The organism is Vibrio sp. 10N.261.55.F4 (assembly GCF_041470465.1).
In the GTDB taxonomy this organism is placed as follows: domain Bacteria; phylum Pseudomonadota; class Gammaproteobacteria; order Enterobacterales; family Vibrionaceae; genus Vibrio; species Vibrio crassostreae_C.
In genome coordinates this window covers 66,231-87,594 of record NZ_JBFRMM010000032.1, presented here as the reverse complement: position 1 = coordinate 87,594, position 21,364 = coordinate 66,231, and the positions used below count along the sequence as shown (strand labels likewise).

Here is a 21,364-nt window from a genome sequence, read left to right as displayed (position 1 = left end):
ATGTTACGTAAACGTAGCCAAATCCGTGATTACAAAGCAGAAGCACGACTATTTACTAATCGTGCTTTTGTTGCGTTTGCGGGGATCATAGTCATGATATCGATGTTGGTTGTTAATCTGTACAACATTCAGGTCAATCAATATCAAGACTATAAAACCCGCTCTAACGATAACCGTATCAAGGTCGTTCCAATCGCCCCTAACCGTGGTTTGATTTACGATCGTAATGGTGTACTTCTTGCCGAAAATCGCCCGGTTTTCAACCTAGAAATCACGCCAGAAAAAATCAAAGATATGGATGACACGCTCGTCCGTCTACAAGAATTAATCGAGATCCCGCCAGAGCGCATTGAACTATTTGATCGTGATCGTCGCAATTCACGACGCTTCAAGTCAGTACCTATTCTGAATCAGCTTACCGAAGAACAAGTTGCGATCTTCTCTGTAAATCAACATAAGTTCCCAGGCGTTGAAGTTACAGGTACGCTAAAACGTTTCTACCCTTATGCTGATGTGTTAACTCACGTGATTGGCTACGTATCGCGCATCAATGACCGTGATATGCAGCGCCTGGTTCGCGAAGAGAAAGACGCCAATTACCAAGCCACTCGCGACATCGGTAAACTTGGTATTGAGCGCTACTACGAAGACATGCTTCACGGTACCGCTGGCTATCAAGAAGTCGAAGTTAACAGCCGTGGACGAGTGATCCGTACTCTAAAATTTGTACCGTCGGTTCCGGGTAAAGATATCGTGCTCAACTTGGATATCAAGCTACAACTATACGTACATAAGTTACTGGATGGCCGCCGTGGCTCAGCTATCGTTCTCGACCCGAAAGACAATGGCGTGTTAGCCATGGTATCTAGCCCAAGCTACGACCCAAATGCATTCGTACATGGTATTTCGTCTAAAGGTTATAACGCCCTGCTTCAAGACAAAGACCGCCCTTTGGTTAACCGTGCAACGCTAGGTATTTACCCACCAGCATCGACGATCAAGCCATTCATTGCTGTTGCGGCTCTGCAAGAAGGTGTGATTACACCTAATACAACGCGTAATGACCCAGGTTATTGGAAGATCCCTAATTCAAAAACAAGACCATTCCGTGACTGGTTGCGTTGGGGACACGGGGTCGTTGATATAGAGAAAGCGATTGAAGAGTCAGTGGATACTTTCTTTTACCAAATTGCTTATGATCTCGGCATTGATCGCATATCCAAATGGATGATGATGTTCGGCTTTGGTGATTATACTGGCATCGATATTTATGAAGAAAGCAAAGCCAATATGCCAACTCGTGATTGGAAGATGGCAAGACACCGTGTGCCTTGGTACCAAGGTGACACCATCCCAGTTGGTATTGGCCAAGGCTACTGGACTGCAACACCCATGCAGATTGCAAAAGCCACATCAGTTTTGGTCAATGAAGGTGAAGTAACCGCACCTCACCTACTTCGTTCAACCATTGATAACGGTCGTCCATTCGATGAACAAATCATGTCGGACATTGAAACTTACCCACCGCTAACCGGGGTTAAGAAGAAGTATTGGGATATCGCTCAGGAAGGTATGAGGCTGGCTAACCACGGTAAGAAAGGTACGGCAAGACGTTCATTCCAGAAGATGTCTTACCAAACCGCTGGTAAATCGGGTACCGCACAGGTATTCGGCTTAAAAGAAGATGAAGAGTACAACGCGGATGAAATCGCAGAGCACTTACGCGATCACGCCCTCTTTACGGGTTACGCGCCTTTTGAAGATCCTGAAGCCGTCGTGACTATCGTTCTAGAGAACGCAGGTGGCGGTTCTTCTAACGGCGGCCCAGTAGTAAGAAGGATTTTAGACCATATTATCCTTGCAGAAGATTATCAAAGTGAGCCAATTAAATAATGAAACTTGATCCTTCAACTGGACGAAATAGAGCCCTATTCGAAAGGCTGCATATCGACCTGCCGCTTTTGCTTGGCATTCTGGTTTTAATGGGCTTTGCCCTGCTGATCATGTACAGCGCAAGCGGACAAAGCCTTGCGATGATGGACCGCCAGGCGATGCGCATGGCTCTGTCTTTAGGTGTGATGATCTTCCTAGCGCAAATCTCACCTCGTACTTATGAAACCTTGGCACCACTGCTATTTGTAGGTGGTGTCATCTTGCTATTGGGCGTGTTGTTCTTTGGTGAAGCCTCTAAAGGCGCCCAGCGTTGGTTAAACTTCGGCTTTGTTCGATTCCAACCGTCAGAGCTATTAAAGCTCGCGGTGCCTTTGATGCTGGCACGATTTATCGGTAAGCGCTCACTTCCACCAACATTCCAAACATTAGCGATCTCGCTAGTGATGGTGTTTGTACCGACGATTCTAATCGCAAAGCAGCCTGACCTAGGTACATCTATCCTTATCGCCGCATCTGGTATCTTCGTGATATTCCTGGCTGGTATCAGTTGGAAAATCATTGCTAGCGCCGCAATCGCATTAGGGGCATTTATCCCAATCCTATGGTTCTTCTTGATGCGTGAATATCAAAAAGTGCGTGTTAGAACCCTTTTTGATCCTGAATCAGATCCATTAGGTGCGGGTTACCACATCATTCAAAGTAAGATTGCGATAGGTTCGGGTGGTATATCAGGAAAAGGTTGGTTGCAAGGCACTCAATCTCAACTAGAGTTCATCCCAGAGCGTCATACTGACTTCATTTTTGCGGTCATCGCCGAAGAATGGGGCATGATTGGTATCTTGTTCTTGCTTGCGATCTACCTGTTTATTATTGGACGTGGCTTAGTGCTTGCGAGCCAAGCTCAAACCGCATTCGGTCGAATGATGGGCGGCAGTATTGTACTGAGCTTCTTCGTTTATATTTTTGTAAACATTGGCATGGTAAGTGGCATTCTACCTGTGGTTGGTGTTCCTCTTCCTTTAGTCAGTTATGGTGGTACTTCAATGGTTACCCTTATGGCTGGTTTTGGTATTTTAATGTCGATCCATACACACAGAAAAGCATTCTCAAAGGCGACCTAATCGATGTCTATTACAACGTTTCCAAAAAAAGCATCCTTGGTTGATGAGCTGCCAATCAAAAAAATAGCCTCTATCTTAGGGCTAGCGATTTTAATCAATGGTTGTTCTTCAAAGCAGCCAACAGGCCGCTACGATATTGATTCAGATATTGCACCAGACGCACCTATCTCAGTAGAGCATCTCGAGGATGCTCACCCTCAGTATGAACCTTATAGTTTAGGTGGTAACACGGATTACACTTTACGTGGCGAAGACTACAAGATCGTAAAGAAGACCGAAGGGTTTACTGAGAAAGGCAAAGCCTCTTGGTACGGTAAGAAATTTCATGGTCACTTAACGTCTAACGGCGAGATCTATGACATGTATTCGATGTCTGCGGCGCACAAAACATTGCCAATTCCAAGCTATGTAAAAGTGACGAATACCGACAATAACAAAACGACGATTGTTCGTATCAATGACCGCGGCCCATTCCATGAAGGCCGAATCATTGACCTTAGTTATGCGGCAGCTTACAAGCTCGATGTGTTGAGAACCGGCACGGCAAATGTTGAGATTGAAGTCATTACTGTGGCTATGCCAACCGACGCAAATAAAAAGGCTGCTTTACCGCAATTTATTATTCAAGTCGCAACATCTCCACATGAAGATAGAACAGAGAAGTTAGCGAAAGATCTAGCCGAAAAGCTAGAAGTAGCAACGTTCTTGCAGCCAAATGATGACAACTACCGTCTGATGATTGGGCCATTTCATGACTATGCTCTGACTCAAGAGAAATTAGAACAAGTTAAGCTAATGGGTTACCCGTCAGCTTATATAAAAAAACACACCCTAACTCGCTAATTAATCTAACAGTTACTTCTGGTAATCAGCGCTCTGGTGTGACAGAGTGATTCTGTTAATATATGAATAGTTCACCAAATAATTGCATTCAAAATGATTAAATCTAATAAACTTGTTAAATCGATTTTTGCTACTTCTGTTGCTCTTTCTGCAACGATAGCTACATCGTCATTCGCCGCTCCTATTGTTGTTCCTGATGCTCCTCAAATCGCCGCTAAAGGTTTTGTTCTGATGGATTACCATTCAGGCAAAGTACTAGCAGAGAAAGAGATGAATACTCAGCTTTCTCCAGCAAGTTTAACCAAGATGATGACGAGCTACGTGATCGGCCAAGAGCTCGACCGTGGCAACATCAACCTAAACGACGATGTTGTAATCAGTGAAAATGCTTGGGCTAAAAACTTCCCAGATTCATCTAAGATGTTCGTTGAAGTAGGTACAACGGTTAAAGTTGAAGAACTGAACCGCGGTATCATTGTTCAGTCAGGTAACGATGCTTGTGTTGCGATGGCTGAACACATCGCCGGATCTGAAGATGCATTCGTTGACCTAATGAACGCATGGGCAAGCTCTATCGGTATGAAAGACACGCACTTCGCTAACGTGCACGGTCTAGACAACCCGAACCTATACTCAACGCCTTACGATATGGCGCTACTTGGTCAGGCGCTGATTCGCGACGTACCAGACGAGTACCGTATCTACTCACAGAAGAAATTCACATACAACGGCATCACCCAATACAACCGTAACGGTCTGTTATGGGATAAGAGCATGAACGTTGATGGCATCAAAACAGGCCACACAAGCAACGCAGGTTACAGCCTAGTAAGCTCAGCGACAGAAGGCAAAATGCGCCTAGTTGCTGTAGTTATGGGCACCAAGAATGCGAATGCTCGTAAAACAGAAAGCAAAAAACTGCTTAGCTACGGCTTCCGCTTCTTTGAAACAGTGGCACCACACACAGCCGGTGAAACTTTCGTAGAAGAGAAGATCTGGATGGGTAGCAAGGACACAGTTGCGCTAGGTGTCGACGAAGATACTTTCGTGACGCTACCTCGTGGTCAAGCTAAGAACCTGAAGGCAAGCTTCGTTCTTGAGAAAGAGCTAGAAGCGCCAATCAGCAAAGGCGATGTAGTTGGTAAACTATTCTACCAAGTAGACGGTGAAGACGTTGCTGAATACCCCCTACTAGCACTTGAAGATGTAGACCAAGGCAGCCTATTCAGCCGTCTATGGGACTACCTAGTTCTTCTATTCAAGGGTTTATTCTAAACAAGCCAAAGGTTTGTTCTAGGTAAAACCTAAGCTTGTTATATAGCTAACCTAATGAGTAAGTTCATGATTTGCTCATTAGTGAACCAAAAGCCGCCATGTGCGGCTTTTGTTGATCTTGAGTTCGGTGATATTTACACGTAATATTCCGCCTTATTACTCGTGTCTGTTGACCGAACACGCTTTTTATCGACATTTCGCCAATTTGCGAGCGTCTAGCCTTTTGGAGCTAATCATGAACATCAATTCTGATGCAAAACTAAAAGACCTCTTAGAGTTCCCTTGTTCATTCACTTACAAAGTAATGGGCCACGCTAAGCCAGAACTGACTGAGCTAGTACTAGAAGTGATCCAGCGTCATGCTCCTGGTGACTACAGCCCAACGCTAAAACCGAGTGCGAAAGGTAACTACCACTCTGTTTCTATCAATATTACTGCGACTTCAATTGAACAAGTAGAAACTCTTTATAAAGAACTGGGCGAGATCGAAATCGTTCGTATGGTTCTGTAATCTCCGATTGCACATGAAAAACAGCGGCTTATTGCCGCTGTTTTTGTTTAAAGCACCCTATCTAGCTCAAATTCATTCAACTTAATTTTCAATAAATACAAAGAAAGTTGAAAAACCTTGCAGTCCGTCTGTAGTTAGAATCATGTTTCGCGTTTATAATGCGTTCACTTTATTAATCCTTGAGGGAGTGCAGCTTTGCAAAATAAGCTAATCGTAAAAAAATTAGGCCGTCAGGATTACGAACCTGTATGGAAAGCCATGCATAAGTTCACAGACGAACGCACGGAAGAAGACGTAGACCAAGTTTGGTTGGTTGAACACAACCCTGTCTTCACTCAAGGACAAGCAGGTAAAGCCGAGCATGTATTGAATGCTGGTGATATCCCTGTAATACAAAGCGATCGCGGTGGCCAAGTGACTTATCACGGCCCAGGCCAATTAGTCGCTTACTTTCTGATTAACATCCGCCGCAAGAAGTTCGGAGTGCGTGATTTGGTTACTCATATCGAGAACCTCGTAATCAATACTCTGAAAGCTTACAATATAGATTCAGCTGCCCGACCTGACGCTCCTGGTGTTTATGTCGATGGCAAGAAAATCTGTTCACTCGGATTACGTATTCGACGTGGCTGCTCGTTCCACGGGCTAGCACTCAACGTCGATATGGACCTGTCTCCATTCCTGCGTATTAACCCATGTGGTTACCAAGGTATGGAAATGGCGCAGGTAAGCCAACTCGGTGGACCAAGTGAACTAGAAAACGTTGAGCAACAGTTAATACAAGAGCTCGTAGAGCTACTCGGCTATGACCAAGTAGACATTCAAGCCACCAGTAACATTACAGCAGAAGCATAAAATCATGAGCAAACCAATCCAAATGGAAAAAGGCGTTAAATATCGTGACGCTGACAAAATGGCATTAATTCCCGTAAAGAATATGCCTGCTGAACAGAAAGAAGTTCTACGTAAGCCTGAATGGATGAAGATTAAACTTCCTTCAGACAGCCATCGTATTCAAGAAATCAAATCAGCAATGCGTAAAAACAACCTGCACTCAGTTTGTGAAGAAGCGTCTTGCCCTAACCTAGCCGAGTGTTTCAACCACGGTACGGCAACGTTTATGATTCTTGGCGCTATCTGTACTCGTCGCTGCCCGTTCTGTGATGTTGCCCATGGTCGTCCTGTTGCTCCTGAAGCTGAAGAGCCGAAGAAACTGGCTAAGACGATTAAAGACATGAAACTGAAGTACGTTGTAATCACTTCAGTTGACCGTGATGACTTGCGTGACGGCGGTGCTCAGCACTTTGCTGACTGTAACCGTGAGATTCGCGAACTAAACCCAAATATTCGTATCGAAACACTGGTTCCAGACTTCCGCGGTCGTATGGACGTTGCGCTTGACCTAATGAAAGACAACCCGCCAGATGTTTTCAACCACAACCTAGAGACAGCGCCACGTCTATACCGTAAAGCGCGTCCAGGTGCGAACTACAAGTGGTCTCTTGATCTACTGAAGAAATTCAAAGAGCAGCACCCTGATATCCCAACAAAATCAGGTGTGATGATGGGTCTTGGCGAGACAAAAGAAGAGATCGTTCAAGTACTGAAAGACCTTCGCGAACATGGTGTGACTATGCTGACACTAGGTCAATACCTAGCACCAAGCCGTCACCACTTACCAGTAGAACGCTACGTGCCGCCTTCTGAGTTCGATGAGCTGAAAGAGATTGCTCTAGAGCTAGGCTTTACTCACGCAGCGTGTGGCCCGTTTGTACGTTCTTCTTACCATGCGGACTTGCAAGCTCAAGGTATGGAAATTAAGTAATCACGATTGCTTAACGAACAATGCAAAGGCGCTGAATATTATGTTCAGCGCCTTTTTTCTATCTTGTTCGTGCCACTATAGCTTTATATTTCGTGCCACTAAGCTTTATATAAAAACAACAAAGCCACTCTTTATGAGTGGCTTTGTGCTTAATATTTCAAGTTCAGAGGAGGTAATTTCAAAAAGCCCAGATAGGGTTCTGCATTAACCGAAAGATGCCCAGATAACCGTTGCTACCAAAATTGGGCACACAAACTTCACATACATTGGCCAAACCTTACCAAACCAACCAAGTTGAAAATCAGGACTGCCTTGTTCAAGCTCTTTCACTTTTGAAGCTCGGCTCCATACCCAACCACCAAACACACAGAACATCAGTGCAGCGACTGGTTGAAGATACTGAGTTGCAATCATCGCTACCATGCCAAACATCGCAGCAAAGTTGTAAACAATCACCACACTAAACAGCGCGATAGCACCACCAATCACCCAGCTTGTTGGCGTTCGTCTGGTATTGAAACGCTCACTCACTAGCGCAACCGGGCCTTCAAGCATCGAAATCGAAGAAGTCAGTGCTGCAATCGTTAGTAGTAAGAAGAACACAATCGCAAAGATCTGACCAAGCACACCTAAACTATCAAACATCAACGGCAAAACCGTGAATACTAGCGTGTCAGAGCTTAATAGTGAGCCGTCTTCCGCATAGATTTGTACGCCTTTTTGCATCGCAACAAACATGGCTGGCATCACCACTAGGCCAGCAATAAAAGCGACAGCAGTATCCACCAAAGTTACGTTCATCGCCATTTTGGGTAGGTTCTCTTTCTTGCTTAAGTAAGAGCCATAAACCAACATCGAGCAACCGCCAATAGTGAGCGAGAAGAAGCCCTGTCCCATTGCCGCCAGAATCAATTTTCTATCCCACACTTTCTCAAAGTCTGGAACAAGGTAATGTTTTAAGCCTTCCATCGCGCCAGATTGCGTCATGATGTAAACAAACAATAAGCCAAATAAAACAAACAGCGCAGGCATCAAACGAGTCGACCACTTCTCGATGCCTTGCTTAACACCGCCCTGCACAATCAAGATAGTCAGTACATAGAACGCGACGGTACCAAATACGTTGCGCTCAACACTGAAGCCTTTAAACCAATCAGCAATCGCTTCTAGGCCGATAAGATCCGCGACCGCACCAATTAGGAAGCAGATCAACCAGCCACCAACAATACTGTAAAACGCCAATACGGCGCTTGGTACACTCAGTCCAACCCAACCGATAAACTCACCGACTTTCTTACCCAAAGGGTTTGTCGTCAAAGATCGCATGCTATCAACTGGGTTTGCTTGGCCGTGACGGCCGATAGCCATCTCAACCACCAGCATAGGGAAAGCAACCACGAAGATCATGATCAAATAGACTAAAAGGAAAGCGCCACCACCATTGCTGGCAACTTGAGTCGGGAAACCCCAAATATTACCCAAGCCAACCGCTGCACCAGCCGCTGCTAAAATAAAGCCTAAACGAGAGCTAAAGTGCTCTCTTGAAGAGGAAGGTTGTTGGTCCATATCGCCCGCATTAAGAATCAGTGAACTAGTTGAGAAGTACAGTAATAAAAAGCAATGATAGGCACAACCAATAAATGAACAATTCTCTATTTTTTACAATCAATGCGCTATTTAGAACCACAAAATTAACAAAAGACCAGTCTTATCGTTCAATTAGAAACAACAAAGCGAAATGGAAGGCTTGAGAAGGAAATGGATTAAATAGAGATAAATACTCGCCGTATGGTTCCATTTATACAAACAAAAAGAGCACCAAACGGTGCTCTTGTGATTCATCAGTTAATTCAGATTAGATCGTGAATACTTGATAGTCCTTTAGATTCGGAATGATTTCATGCAGCTCTTGCTCTTGTTCCGCCATCTCATCAAGAGAATCACAGAACTCATTCGCTTCCTCTTTCACTTGTTGAGAGTGTTCTTTCATTCGCTCTTCAACTTTCAGCTTTAATTCAGCCATACTGTCAGCCAATTCAGTCAGGTTTAGGCCACCATCTTGTTTCATTTTTTCTGACATCGCATTAAAAGCGCTAGAGATAAATTCTTGGTTAAAGATTTCTTTCGCCTTCTCGAAATCTTCAGACCAGCCATTGGCCATCGAATCAAAGCTTTCTGCAGGTAACACTAATTCGCCATCTTTGTAATAACGCGCTTCCAGTTCTGCAAAGTAGGTTTTCATCGATTCTTTTACATTATCAAATGACTCAGGTGAATCCAGGCTAGCCGCGATATCATCAATCACGTCATTGGCTAACGCTAAGCTATCGTTCGCCATTTGTTTCGCTCGAGGTAAGTACTCACTCATATTTTCGCGGTATTTCTCAATCGCCGCTTGTTGGTCGGCATCAAGCTCAACCTTCTCACCATGGATATAGAGGTCGTTGTTATCATCAAAAACGGCCGTATCACCATTCACTTGATGGATTTCGACTTTTTGATCATCGATTCTTAGTTCATTCTTCAAATCAACTCGACACTGAGCAGCAAACGTTGGCAGGCTCACAACTGCCATCGCCGCAGTTAACGATGCAATTAATACACTGTTTTTCATAAATACATAGCTTTTCATAACATCCTCTCATCAATCTGACAGATTACTATACCCTTGGATTATGCCTCTTTGTCAGAGAAACGTTTTATATCTATTAGTCAGTTAGTTAGTCGATAGAGATAACTTCGTAGCAAAACTGCTTATCAGCGACTTTAAATTCAATCTCATCGCCAACTTCTTTACCCATTAGAGCCTGACCAAAAGGTGCATTTGCCGTCACGATGGCAATCTCATTCTCATTCCACGTGACAGAAAGTCCGCCGACTCTCGGCCCCATAAAAACGTGTTTATATTGATCATGCTCGTCAATGACCACAACGTAACTGCTCACCGTAACCTTCTCACTATCACGCAACACTAAGTTACGATAACACTGAATATCGTCTTCACACTCTTGTACCCTCACCGCTTGACCATGGGCGAGATACGAAGCTTCTAATGCCAATGTATCGTACTTATGTTCAGGCACTGTCTCTTCATCTGTCGCAGCATCAATAGCGCGTTGAGTAGCAGATTGTGCGATACGTAATCGGGATTCAAGTTGCTCTATGATTATTTGGCGAAGCTCAGACTTATTCATACTATTGGGGTGCTTTTCTATAGGAGCTACAGAATAGAATTAGGTACAATCAGGTGCAAGACATTTGATTCATCAAGCGACGCTATCATGAATGGGCGCCCGCTTTAGCATCAATACGACACTTAATAACTCAGGTAGAACATAAATGATTGAGCAGAAGTTAAAACAAGTATTCGGATTCGACTCACTGCGTAATGGGCAAAAGCAAGTCATTGATAATGTTCTATCTGGTCATTCGACGGCGGCCATATTCCCAACCGGCTCAGGTAAGTCGCTGTGCTATCAATTGCCAGCGCTAGCATTGCCACATTTAACCTTAGTGATATCGCCACTGTTAGCTTTAATGAAAGACCAGCTCAGCTTCTTGCACAGCAAAGGCATTAGCGCAGCTGCAATCGAATCAAGCCAAGACAGACAAACCACACAACAGGTTATGCAGTCAGTGCGTAACGGTGACACCAAGATCCTCATGATCTCCGTCGAGCGCTTGAAGAACGAACGCTTTCGTCAGTTTATCTCCCAAGTGTCGATCTCACTGCTTGTGGTCGATGAAGCGCACTGTATTTCAGAATGGGGACACAACTTCAGACCCGACTACCTGAAGCTTCCTCAATACCAAAAACAGCTCAATATTCCTCAGGTTCTACTACTGACAGCCACTGCGACTACAGCGGTTATCCAAGATATGAAGTCAAAGTTTGAAATTGATGAGGAGCGCGTTGTGGTTACGGGTTTCTATCGTCAAAATCTCGATCTGTCGATTCAACCTTGTGAACAAACCAGTAAGCTAGAAACCTTGTGCAATGTGGTTAACCAAGCTTCTCTCGCTCCGACTATTGTTTATGTCACCCTTCAACAAACGGCAGAGATGGTGGCTCAGCAGCTTCGCAATGCTGGCGTTAATGCAGTGGCTTACCATGCGGGTCTTAAGCCTGAAAATAGAGATGCTATTCAACACCAATTCATGAATGATGACGTGAGCTGTATCGTCGCAACTATCGCGTTTGGTATGGGCGTGGATAAGTCCAACATTCGCCGAGTGATTCACTTTGACTTACCAAAATCGATCGAAAACTACTCACAAGAGATCGGCAGAGCTGGTCGAGATGGGCAAGCGTCTGAATGTATTTTACTGGCTAACAAACACGGTTTAAGCACACTCGAGAACTTCGTTTTTGGTGATACGCCAGACAACATATCGATCCAAGCGGTATTAAAAGAGATCTACGAAAATCAAAACATTGGCGCTTCTGGCTCGAATCAATGGGAGATCATGCTTAATCAACTATCACGTGAATCCAACATTCGTCAGTTACCGCTAAAAACACTACTGGTGTATCTCGAAATTGAAGGTGTGATTGAGCCCAAGTACAGCTACTTCGCAGACTACAAATTTAAGTTCATTCGTCCGAAACAGCAGATCACAGAGCAATTTCAAAGTGAACGTCGTCAATTTGTCGAAGCGATTTTCCAATGCTCTCCTCAAGCAAGAGTGTGGTGCCAAGTCGACTTCGATGCGCTTTGGACACACTTCCAAGCCGATCGTCAGCGTGTGATTGCGGCTATCGACTACTTCAATGAACAAGGTTGGATTGAACTAGAAAGCAAGCAGATCACCGATGTCTACGCGATCCACAATACTTCTGAAGATATGATGCAACTGTCAGAGCGTCTAACTGAGTTGTTTAAAGCAAAAGAAAACAGCGAGATAAACCGCCTTAACCAAATGCTGAATTTCTTTGAGGCGGATACTTGCCTAAGCTCACGCCTTGCGAGTTATTTTGCCGATGATAAAGCACCAACAAACTGCGGTCACTGCTCTGTATGTCGAGGAGAAGTGGCAATCTTACCAACCGTTGATGTTGAACCTATCGATGATGAGACGGTGATGACATGGATACATGAGTTTATTTCGGCTAGCCAACAACTGATTACCGACGAGGCAATTACTCGCTTCTTATGTGGAATCGCCACCCCGCTTTCAACCAAACTCAAAGCCAGTAAAATGGTCGGTTACGGCAAGCTAGAGCAGCAACCGTTCAGTGATACCTTAGCGCGAGTAAAACAACTTCCTAGGTAATTCTTACTTATAAAAAACCGACTAGGCTATGAAGCGTAGTCGGTATTCATCTCACTCATTATCTTTAAAAGAAGCTCAACTGACGCATTTGGTCTTTAGGTTGCAGCATTACGCTTAAACCAAGCAGGCGTATTTCTCGCCCCTGTTGTCTTTTCAGTATTTCACTAAGCAGCTCTTTGAAGTGTTCACGATCGAGAGAGGCATGGATGTGTTCAATCGTGGTTTGTTGAAAGTCGGCGAACTTGAGCTTAATGCCCTGCTTGATGATCGCTTTGCTTGGGCTAGCCTTTTCTAAGCGAGTCTCGAGTTCAGGAAATAGCTTATCTTCGATTACCTGCCAACATTCTGCGTAGCTTGAAATGTTTTGGGTAAAGGTGCGCTCTACACCTACCGATTTTCGCTCGCGCTCGATGATAACTTCTCGATCATCAATGCCATGACTGCGCTTCCAGAGTGATGCACCTTGACGGCCAAACTTGAGTAGCAGGTCTCGATAGTCAGACTCTTTGATATCCTTACAAGTAAAGAAACCCGCTTGGTGCAGCTTTTCTATGCTCACTTTGCCGACACCGGGAATCTTTTCAAGTGGTAGCTCATCGATCACTGATTGCACGTCTTGTGGAGGGATAACAAACTGACCATTGGGCTTATTCAGATCTGAGGCCACTTTCGCCAAGAATTTAATCGGTGCAATTCCTGCAGAAGCTGTCAGGTTCAGTTCGTTCCAAATATCACGGCGAATAGACTCGGCAATAAGTGTTGCTGAACCGTGACACCGCTTAGAATCGGTGACATCAAGGAAAGCTTCATCCAAGGAAAGTGGTTCAATGATTGATGTGTATCGAGAGAAGATTTCACGGATCTTTTTAGATATCTCGACATAGACCGACATTCTTCCCGGCACAACCAATAGATTAGGACAAAGCTGTAGGGCCTTTCCGGTAGGCATTGCAGAGCGAACACCAAACTTGCGGGCTTCATAATTACAGGTGCTCAAAACGCCGCGTTGCTTTTCATGCCCACCAACAGCTAACGGGCGATTTCGGTAAGCAGGGTTATCACGCATTTCTACAGCCGCGTAAAAACAATCCATATCGACATGGATTATTTTTCTGACTTTCTCTTGGTCCGAACTGCACATTTGGAAATAACTCAACCTTACAACTGTATCTATGAACAGTATAATCAATTATTCTCAGATTTAAAATGATCTGGAGTCCAGCTCAACAGGTTTCACTTCATTCGCCGCCCACTATTCTGATAGTATTGTTAGGAGTATTTAGTCTATAAGTAGGGATAGCTTTTGAGTGAAAAAATACTAGTGGTAGAGGATAGTCGCGCATTCAGAAACTATCTTTACCAACAATTTAAGAACGATGGCTATGAAGTTGCGTTGGCGGAATCTGTAGAAGAAGCCAAAGCGATCTTAGAGCAAGAAACGGATTTCTTGTGTGCAGTCCTCGACTACTGTTTACCTGACGGCCAAGACGGCGAGATCATTGATCTCGTCTTAGGCTATCAACAGAAAATCATTGTCCTGACCGGGATGTTCGACAATCAACTGCGAGAGCAAGTCCTAGCCAAAGGCGTTATCGATTACATACTTAAAGACAGTATGTCATCAGTAAGCTACCTACTTCCCCTGGTTCAAAGAATTTCGAATAATCGCCATCACAAAGCATTGGTTGTCGATGATTCAGCGGTCGTTCGCCGTTACATAGCTCAACTTCTAGAACACCAATATATCCAAACTATCCAAGCCGAAGATGGCGAACAAGCATTAAAGCTCCTTCATAACGATCCCGATATTACGTTCGTTGTTACAGACCATGATATGCCGAAGAAAGACGGTATAGCGATGATCCGTGAGATACGACGCGATCACGACAGAAACCAGTTGGCCATTCTAGGATTATCCGGGAGTGATGATCGCACTATGACAGCGCGATTCCTTAAAGCGGGTGCCAACGATTTCCTTTACAAACCTTTTAACCAAGAAGAGTTTTTCTGCCGTATCCATCAGCTGCTTGATATGAAAGAAGCGGCTAATGAGCTATTTCGACATGCCAACGAGGATGCTCTTACTGGCTTATGGAATCGTCGCTACCTGTTCAATCATCCTTGTAAAGGCTGCGATCAACGAAACATCGCGATGATGGACATCGACTTCTTTAAGAAAGTGAATGATACCTTTGGACACGATGGTGGTGATGCCGTGCTGATCGATGTAGGGAAAATAATCAAAGATCATTTCAAAGACGATGTCGCTGTGCGCTTTGGTGGCGAAGAGTTTTGTATTCAGTCGTGCGGCGCATTTGAAAGCTTTGTTGACAACTTAGAGTCCATGAGAGAAGCCATTGAAAGCCATGTTGTTGAGCATGACTCTCAAAGAATCAAGGTCAGTATCAGTATCGGCGTAACCGATTTAGACGCGAAGCTAGATGAGCAGATCAAAGCCGCTGATGAGCTTCTTTATACGGCAAAAGAGCAAGGTAGAAACCAACTAGTGTTTGCGCGTAACAGCATGCAAATCGAACAATAGTCATTCGCCTCTGTTTCCATTTTTGGTATACCAAGATTAATTGCTAGACCTCAAAACTAAAAAAGCTCAAGACGATAATCTTGAGCTTTTCAATTTGAGGGCATAGATAACTCTATCCCCTATGACTGTCACCAATTAAGCGATACGGTCTTTACTCCAAGCCGCTTCTTTTTGTTGACGCTCAGCCAGCTTCTCTTCACGGTAAGCTTCACGTGCTTCACGCTTCTTACGCGCGTCACAAGGCTCAGGGCAGTTACATACTTTATCAATACCAACAGCACCCAAACCGCCACAGCTACCTTTCACAACTTTCTTTTGGATAATGTAGCCAATTGACATCGCTGCGATTACTGCAAGAAAAACACCAAATGTAATCAGAAATGTATTCATAATTATCTCGCTTACCTTATTTACCTAAGTATGGCTTAAATGCTTCAGAAGCAATTTCTTTAAAGCCATCTGCTGTTTTTACCACCATGAACACTGGGATGTTATGTTGGTTTGCGACTTCCATTCCTTTTTCCTCACCTAAGACCATAAGGCCCGTAGATAAGCCGTCTGCAGTCATTGAAGACGGGTTTAAAACAGTCACAGAAACCACTTTATGGTGAAGAGGCTTTCCTGTTTCAGGGTTGATGATGTGTGAGTAACGAACACCATCACGTTCAAAATAGTTACGGTAATCACCAGAGGTTGCGATAGCCATATCACCCGGCTCGATGATCTCTTGAATATTACGCTCATCAACGCTTGGTTTCTCAATCGCGATACGCCAGCCCACGTTCTCACGGTTTAAACCTTTCAGACGAATTTCGCCACCGACTTCAACCATGTAGTTGTGAATACCGATAGAATCAAGGTAGTCAGCGACGACGTCAACACCCCAACCTTTTGCAATCGTGGATAGATCGACATACAGGTTAGGTAGGTCTTTCTTCAACATGTTGCCTTCAACACTAAGATGATGGATACCAATCTTAGCCTTGCGAGCCGCCAGCTCTTCATCTGATGGCACAACTTCAGGACGAGCTTCAGGACCAAAACCCCATAAGTTAACTAACGGACCAACCGTTACATCCAGAGCTCCTTCAGTAAGACCGTTCAAACGAATCGCTTCTTTCACAACCGTCGCTGTTTGCTCAGATACTTCGAACGCATCCGCACCTTTATGCTGGTTGAAACGGCTTAATTCGGAATCTTCACGGTAAGTCGACATCTGGTCGTTTACTTCTTCAAGTAGACGATCGATCTCTGTATGAACTTCATTAGACTCAGGAAATTCATCACCATTGATGTATTTAATATTGTAACTCGTGCCCATCGTTGGGCCACTCAAATGCACTTGCTCTCTTGACTGCTCACAGCCCGCAAGAAAAATCAAAGAAGTTAATGCAACAAGCCAAATTCTCACTTGCTTACTCCTGTCTAATGTTGAGGATTTATATAAGGAAAAATAAGAGTAAAAAATAGGTATTTTGAATGCCTTACTCTTTCTTATATAAGCCAGTATGTTGTCAAAAGCTGTCTTAGAAAAACAAATGGCTGACTCGTAGGAGTCAGCCATAATATCAATCACTTAAGTGGATTAACCACCGAAGTCATCTAGTAGGATGTTTTCATCTTCTACACCAAGATCTTTCAGCATGCCGATAACAGCAGCGTTCATCATCGGTGGACCACACATGTAGTACTCACAATCTTCAGGAGCTTCGTGATCCTTCAGGTAGTTTTCGTACAGTACATTGTGGATGAAACCAGTGTAACCGTCCCAGTTGTCCTCTGGTTGAGGATCAGACAGTGCACAGTGCCACACGAAGTTTTCGTTTGCAGCCGCTAGGCCATCGAAATCTTCAATGTAGAACATCTCACGCTTAGAACGTGCGCCATACCAGTAAGACATCTTACGAGTAGACTTAAGACGCTTAAGTTGGTCGAAGATATGAGAACGCATAGGCGCCATACCTGCACCACCACCGATGAATACCATTTCATTGTCTGTGTCTTTAGCAAAGAACTCACCAAATGGACCAGAAATAGTACACTTGTCGCCTTCTTTAAGAGACCAGATGTATGAAGACATCACACCAGGAGCAACATCAGGGTTGTTTGGCGGCGGAGTCGCGATACGAACGTTCAACTTGATGATACCTTTCTCTTCTGGGTATGAAGCCATTGAGTAAGCACGGATTGAATGTTCTTTAACGATAGACTCGTAACGGAATAGGTTGAACTTATCCCAGTCACCACGGTATTCCTCAGGAATATCGTAATCTGCGTATTTCACGTGATGTGGTTCAGCTTCAATCTGAATGTAACCACCCGCGCGGAACGGTACTTCTTCACCTTCAGGGATTGCTAGCGCAAGTTCTTTGATGAAAGTAGCTTCGTTGTTATTCGAGATAACAGTACATTCCCACTTTTTAACACCAAAGATATCTTCGTCTAGTTCAATCTCCATGTCAGTTTTCATAGCAACTTGACATGCAAGACGTTCGCCTTCGCGAGCTTCACCTTTTGTGATGTGATCAAGTTCAGTTGGAAGGATGTCGCCACCACCAGACTTAACTTTTACACGACACTGACCACAAGAGCCACCGCCACCACAAGCAGAAGATACGAAGATACCAGCGCCAGCCAGGGCACCAAGTAGCTTGCTACCAGGTTGAGTAACGATCGCCTTTTCAGGGTCGCCGTTTACTGAAATAGTGATGTCACCTGATGGTACTAACTTAGACTTAGCGAAAAGAATCACTAGTACTAGAGCCAGTACAATAATGGTAAACATCGCTACGCCAAGAATAATACTAAACATTTGTTATTCCTTATTACTGGGTGCTTACCCTACAGTTGAACACCAGAGAAAGACATAAAGCCTAACGCCATCAGACCAACAGTAATGAACGTGATACCAAGGCCACGTAGACCTGGAGGTACGTCAGAGTACTTCATCTTCTCACGGATACCCGCAAGAGCAACGATAGCTAACATCCAACCCACACCAGAACCGAAGCCGTAAACAACAGATTCAGCAAAGTTGTAGTCACGAGTTACCATGAAAGATACACCACCAAAGATTGCACAGTTAACTGTGATCAGTGGAAGGAAGATACCTAGTGCGTTGTACAAAGGTGGGAAGAAACGGTCTAGAACCATCTCTAGGATTTGTACAAGTGCCGCGATAACACCGATGAATGCGATGAAGTTAAGGAAACTTAAATCGACACCTTCAACAAGCGCGTTTTCTTTCAGGATGTGTGTGTAAACAAGGTTGTTTACAGGAACAGCGATTGTAAGTACTACAACTACCGCAACACCAAGACCAAAAGAAGTTTTAACTTTCTTAGATACCGCTAGGAATGTACACATACCTAGGAAGAAAGAAAGCGCCATGTTTTCGATGAAAATCGATTTAACTAGCAGACTAATATAATGTTCCATGACTACCTTACCCCTTCGCTTCTACTTGTTCTGGTTTGAACACACGAATTGCCCAAATCAAGAAACCAATTAGGAAGAATGCAGAAGGTGCTAGAAGCATCAAGCCGTTTGGCTGATACCAACCACCGTTGCTCACTAGAGGTAGTACTTCCATACCAAATAGTTTGCCAGAGCCTAGAAGCTCACGGAAGAAACCAACAGTGATAAGAACGAAACCGTAACCAAGACCGTTACCAAGACCATCGATTAGAGATGGGATTGGCGCAGACTTCATTGCGAATGCTTCAGCACGACCCATTACAATACAGTTAGTAATGATTAGGCCTACGAATACAGATAGCTGCTTAGAGATATCGTATAGGTATGCTTTAAGCACTTGGTCTACCACGATTACTAGTGATGCGATAATTGCCATCTGAACGATGATACGCACACTGTTAGGAATGTGGTTACGGATCAAAGAAACGAAGAAGTTAGACAGAGCAGTAACGAACATTACCGCGATAGTCATAACAAATGCTGTTTCTAGCTTAGTGGTTACCGCAAGAGCAGAACACACACCAAGAACCTGTAGCGCGATTGGGTTGTTGTCCAACACCGGCGCTAAGATGCTCTTTTTAATTTCTTTTGCACTAGACATTAGTTCAGACCTCCGTCACGAACTTTCGCTAGGAACGGACCAAAGCCCATATCACCTAACCAGAAGTCAAATGTATGTTGAACACCAACGCTAGTCAGTGTTGCACCAGAAAGGCCATCTACACCGTGCTCAGAACCTTGAGGAGCGCCACCTTTAACAACCTGAATAGCAGGTTTGTGGTTTTCGTCGAATAATTTCTTACCAACGAATTGAGCGCGCCAAGATGGGTTCTCAACTTCACCACCAAGTCCAGGAGTTTCACCTTGCTCGTAGTAAGTGATACCAGAAACTGTGTTGCCATCAGTTTCTACCGCAACGAATGCGTACATCATTGACCATAGACCGTTACCGTGAACAGGGATGATAACTTTAGAAGTTTCAGCGCCATCTTTCACAAGGTATACAGTACCCGTGTTAGCACGACGAAGGATCTTAGCGATGTCATCTTCAGCTGAAAGCTTGATTGACTGAGCTGGATCTTTTGCCGCTTTACGTTGGTCGTATGCAGCAGCATCGCCGTCAACGAAATCGCCAGTAGCGAAATCAACTAGACGAGGTTCAATGTTCTCTGCGTACAGTTCAGGGATATTACCCGCAACTTCAATGCCCGCAACTTCAAGGATCTTAGTTTGCTGATCTAGAACCGCGTTAGCTTGTTGCTTAGGTTTAAGAACAACTGCAGCTGTTGAAACGATGATTGAGCACACTAGGCTCAATGCGATAACAACAAACAGCGTCTTTTTAATGCTATCGTTATTACTTGCCATAGCGCGCTAGTCTCCGCTTAATGTTCTTCTCGATTACAACGTGGTCAAACAGAGGAGCAAATAGGTTTGCGAATAGAATCGCAAGCATCATGCCTTCTGGGTATGCAGGGTTAACTACACGAATCATTACACACATTGCGCCGATTAGGATGCCGTACCACCACTTACCTTTGTTGGTAAATGAAGCTGATACTGGGTCAGTCGCCATGAAGAACATACCGAATGCGAAGCCACCTAGAACTAGGTGCCAGTGCCAAGGCATGCTGAACATTGCGTTAGTATCAGAACCGATCACGTTAAACAGCGTAGACACAGCAATCATACCGATCATTACACCAGCAATGATTCGCCATGAAGCGATACGCATGTAAACGATCATCGCAGCACCGATCATAAGTGCTAGAGTCGATACTTCACCGATAGAACCTGGGATGTTACCAATGAATGCGTCCATCCAAGTGATTGCTTCACCAGATGTTACGTTCATTAGTGCGCTACCGCCGCCTTGAGCCCATTGGCTAAGAGCAGTTGCACCAGAGAAACCATCTGCAGCAGTCCAAACTACGTCACCTGAAATCTGTGCAGGGTATGCAAAGAATAGGAACGCACGGCCAGCAAGTGCAGGGTTCAGGAAGTTACGACCCGTACCACCGAAGATCTCTTTAGCGACTACAACACCGAAGGTAATACCTAGTGCTGCTTGCCATAGAGGAAGTGTTGGCGGAACGATAAGCGCGAATAAGATAGAAGTAACAAAGAAACCTTCGTTTACTTCGTGCTTACGCACCATACAGAACAGAACTTCCCAGAAACCACCAACGATGAATACCGTTGCGTAGATAGGTAGGAAGTAAGTCGCACCAAGTAGCATCTTGCTGCCAACACCTGCATCGGCTCCTAAGGAGGCTCCAAGCATTTCGGTTAGCCAGTAGTGCCAGTTACCACTGATAACAGATGCTAGTTCAGCACCTGCATACATATGGTTAAGTGCTGCGATAGCTTGGCCACCCGCGTTGTACATACCCCAGAACATTGCTGGGAATACCGCGAACCAAACCATGATCATGATACGTTTTAAATCAACGCTATCACGAACGTGCGAGCTTTTCTTTGTAATAAGACCTGGCGTGTAGAACACTGTCGCTGCTGCTTCGTAAAGCGCAAACCACTTCTCGTGTTTACCACCTGGCTCAAAATGATGCTCGATGTCTTCAAGAAACTTTTTAAGGCCCATG

General features: G+C 44.5%; 20 protein-coding genes. 9 read left to right on the top strand and 11 right to left on the bottom strand.

The window, feature by feature from the left end:
- The 7 genes from mrdA to lipA all read left to right on the top strand — a co-directional run bounded on the left by mrdA (position 1) and on the right by lipA (position 7,468).
- Positions 1 to 1,893, top strand: a complete 1,893-nt coding sequence (gene mrdA / locus AB4249_RS15520) for a penicillin-binding protein 2 (RefSeq protein WP_372101319.1) — start codon at positions 1 to 3, stop codon at positions 1,891 to 1,893.
- Positions 1,893 to 3,014 (top strand): rod shape-determining protein RodA, encoded by a 1,122-nt coding sequence (rodA, locus tag AB4249_RS15515; RefSeq protein WP_017062334.1) that lies wholly within the window; start codon positions 1,893 to 1,895, stop codon positions 3,012 to 3,014. The genes mrdA and rodA overlap by 1 nt, the downstream gene beginning before the upstream one ends.
- Positions 3,015 to 3,017: 3 nt before the next feature.
- Entirely contained in the window at positions 3,018 to 3,857 is an 840-nt protein-coding gene (locus tag AB4249_RS15510; RefSeq protein ID WP_136974115.1) for a septal ring lytic transglycosylase RlpA family protein, read from the top strand.
- Positions 3,858 to 3,950: 93 nt separating this feature from the next.
- Positions 3,951 to 5,132, top strand: a complete 1,182-nt coding sequence (locus AB4249_RS15505; protein ID WP_372103828.1) for a serine hydrolase — start codon at positions 3,951 to 3,953, stop codon at positions 5,130 to 5,132.
- Between the two features lie 232 nt (positions 5,133 to 5,364).
- A complete protein-coding gene (gene ybeD / locus AB4249_RS15500) occupies positions 5,365 to 5,643 on the top strand; it encodes a DUF493 family protein YbeD (RefSeq protein ID WP_026084358.1) in 279 nt (92 codons plus the stop codon).
- A gap of 195 nt (positions 5,644 to 5,838) precedes the next feature.
- Complete coding sequence (gene lipB, locus AB4249_RS15495) at positions 5,839 to 6,498, top strand: lipoyl(octanoyl) transferase LipB (RefSeq protein ID WP_004737632.1); 660 nt, start codon at positions 5,839 to 5,841, stop codon at positions 6,496 to 6,498.
- Between the two features lie 4 nt (positions 6,499 to 6,502).
- A complete protein-coding gene (gene lipA / locus AB4249_RS15490) occupies positions 6,503 to 7,468 on the top strand; it encodes a lipoyl synthase (RefSeq protein ID WP_017059920.1) in 966 nt (321 codons plus the stop codon).
- A 204-nt stretch (positions 7,469 to 7,672) separates the two neighbouring features.
- Here the strand turns inward: lipA and AB4249_RS15485 are convergent, their stop codons facing one another.
- The 3 genes from AB4249_RS15485 to AB4249_RS15475 form a co-directional block, all read right to left on the bottom strand.
- Positions 7,673 to 9,034, bottom strand: coding sequence for a sodium-dependent transporter (locus AB4249_RS15485; protein WP_372103825.1), 1,362 nt, complete (start codon positions 9,032 to 9,034; stop codon positions 7,673 to 7,675).
- Between the two features lie 289 nt (positions 9,035 to 9,323).
- A complete protein-coding gene (locus AB4249_RS15480; RefSeq protein WP_102333775.1) occupies positions 9,324 to 10,100 on the bottom strand; it encodes a YggN family protein in 777 nt (258 codons plus the stop codon).
- 88 nt (positions 10,101 to 10,188) lie between these two features.
- Positions 10,189 to 10,662 carry a GreA/GreB family elongation factor gene (locus AB4249_RS15475; protein ID WP_372103822.1) on the bottom strand — a complete coding sequence of 158 codons (474 nt, stop codon included), beginning with the start codon at positions 10,660 to 10,662 and terminating at the stop codon, positions 10,189 to 10,191.
- A 145-nt stretch (positions 10,663 to 10,807) separates the two neighbouring features.
- Here AB4249_RS15475 and AB4249_RS15470 point away from each other — a divergent pair, with 145 nt between their 5' ends.
- Positions 10,808 to 12,742, top strand: a complete 1,935-nt coding sequence (locus tag AB4249_RS15470; protein ID WP_102428256.1) for an ATP-dependent DNA helicase RecQ — start codon at positions 10,808 to 10,810, stop codon at positions 12,740 to 12,742.
- A gap of 64 nt (positions 12,743 to 12,806) precedes the next feature.
- Here the strand turns inward: AB4249_RS15470 and dinB are convergent, their stop codons facing one another.
- Positions 12,807 to 13,883 carry a DNA polymerase IV gene (gene dinB, locus AB4249_RS15465; protein WP_029235195.1) on the bottom strand — a complete coding sequence of 359 codons (1,077 nt, stop codon included), beginning with the start codon at positions 13,881 to 13,883 and terminating at the stop codon, positions 12,807 to 12,809.
- A 162-nt stretch (positions 13,884 to 14,045) separates the two neighbouring features.
- Between dinB and AB4249_RS15460 the strand changes: the two genes are divergently transcribed.
- Positions 14,046 to 15,284: a response regulator gene (locus AB4249_RS15460; protein WP_017064183.1), complete on the top strand. Its 1,239-nt coding sequence runs from the start codon at positions 14,046 to 14,048 to the stop codon at positions 15,282 to 15,284.
- A gap of 135 nt (positions 15,285 to 15,419) precedes the next feature.
- Here AB4249_RS15460 and nqrM read toward each other — a convergent pair whose 3' ends face one another.
- The 7 genes from nqrM to AB4249_RS15425 form a co-directional block, all read right to left on the bottom strand.
- Entirely contained in the window at positions 15,420 to 15,674 is a 255-nt protein-coding gene (gene nqrM / locus AB4249_RS15455) for a (Na+)-NQR maturation NqrM (RefSeq protein ID WP_009848378.1), read from the bottom strand.
- 16 nt (positions 15,675 to 15,690) lie between these two features.
- Complete coding sequence (locus tag AB4249_RS15450; RefSeq protein ID WP_017059913.1) at positions 15,691 to 16,695, bottom strand: FAD:protein FMN transferase; 1,005 nt, start codon at positions 16,693 to 16,695, stop codon at positions 15,691 to 15,693.
- A gap of 174 nt (positions 16,696 to 16,869) precedes the next feature.
- Positions 16,870 to 18,096: an NADH:ubiquinone reductase (Na(+)-transporting) subunit F gene (nqrF, locus tag AB4249_RS15445; protein ID WP_017059912.1), complete on the bottom strand. Its 1,227-nt coding sequence runs from the start codon at positions 18,094 to 18,096 to the stop codon at positions 16,870 to 16,872.
- Positions 18,097 to 18,125: 29 nt separating this feature from the next.
- Positions 18,126 to 18,722, bottom strand: a complete 597-nt coding sequence (gene nqrE / locus AB4249_RS15440; protein ID WP_009848375.1) for an NADH:ubiquinone reductase (Na(+)-transporting) subunit E — start codon at positions 18,720 to 18,722, stop codon at positions 18,126 to 18,128.
- A 7-nt stretch (positions 18,723 to 18,729) separates the two neighbouring features.
- Positions 18,730 to 19,362: an NADH:ubiquinone reductase (Na(+)-transporting) subunit D gene (locus tag AB4249_RS15435; protein WP_008223083.1), complete on the bottom strand. Its 633-nt coding sequence runs from the start codon at positions 19,360 to 19,362 to the stop codon at positions 18,730 to 18,732.
- Positions 19,362 to 20,129, bottom strand: coding sequence for a Na(+)-translocating NADH-quinone reductase subunit C (locus AB4249_RS15430; protein ID WP_372103819.1), 768 nt, complete (start codon positions 20,127 to 20,129; stop codon positions 19,362 to 19,364). Before AB4249_RS15430 ends, AB4249_RS15435 begins: the two co-directional genes overlap by 1 nt.
- Positions 20,119 to 21,363, bottom strand: a complete 1,245-nt coding sequence (locus tag AB4249_RS15425) for an NADH:ubiquinone reductase (Na(+)-transporting) subunit B (RefSeq protein ID WP_017067139.1) — start codon at positions 21,361 to 21,363, stop codon at positions 20,119 to 20,121. Before AB4249_RS15425 ends, AB4249_RS15430 begins: the two co-directional genes overlap by 11 nt.
- Between the last annotated feature and the right edge of the window lies 1 nt (position 21,364).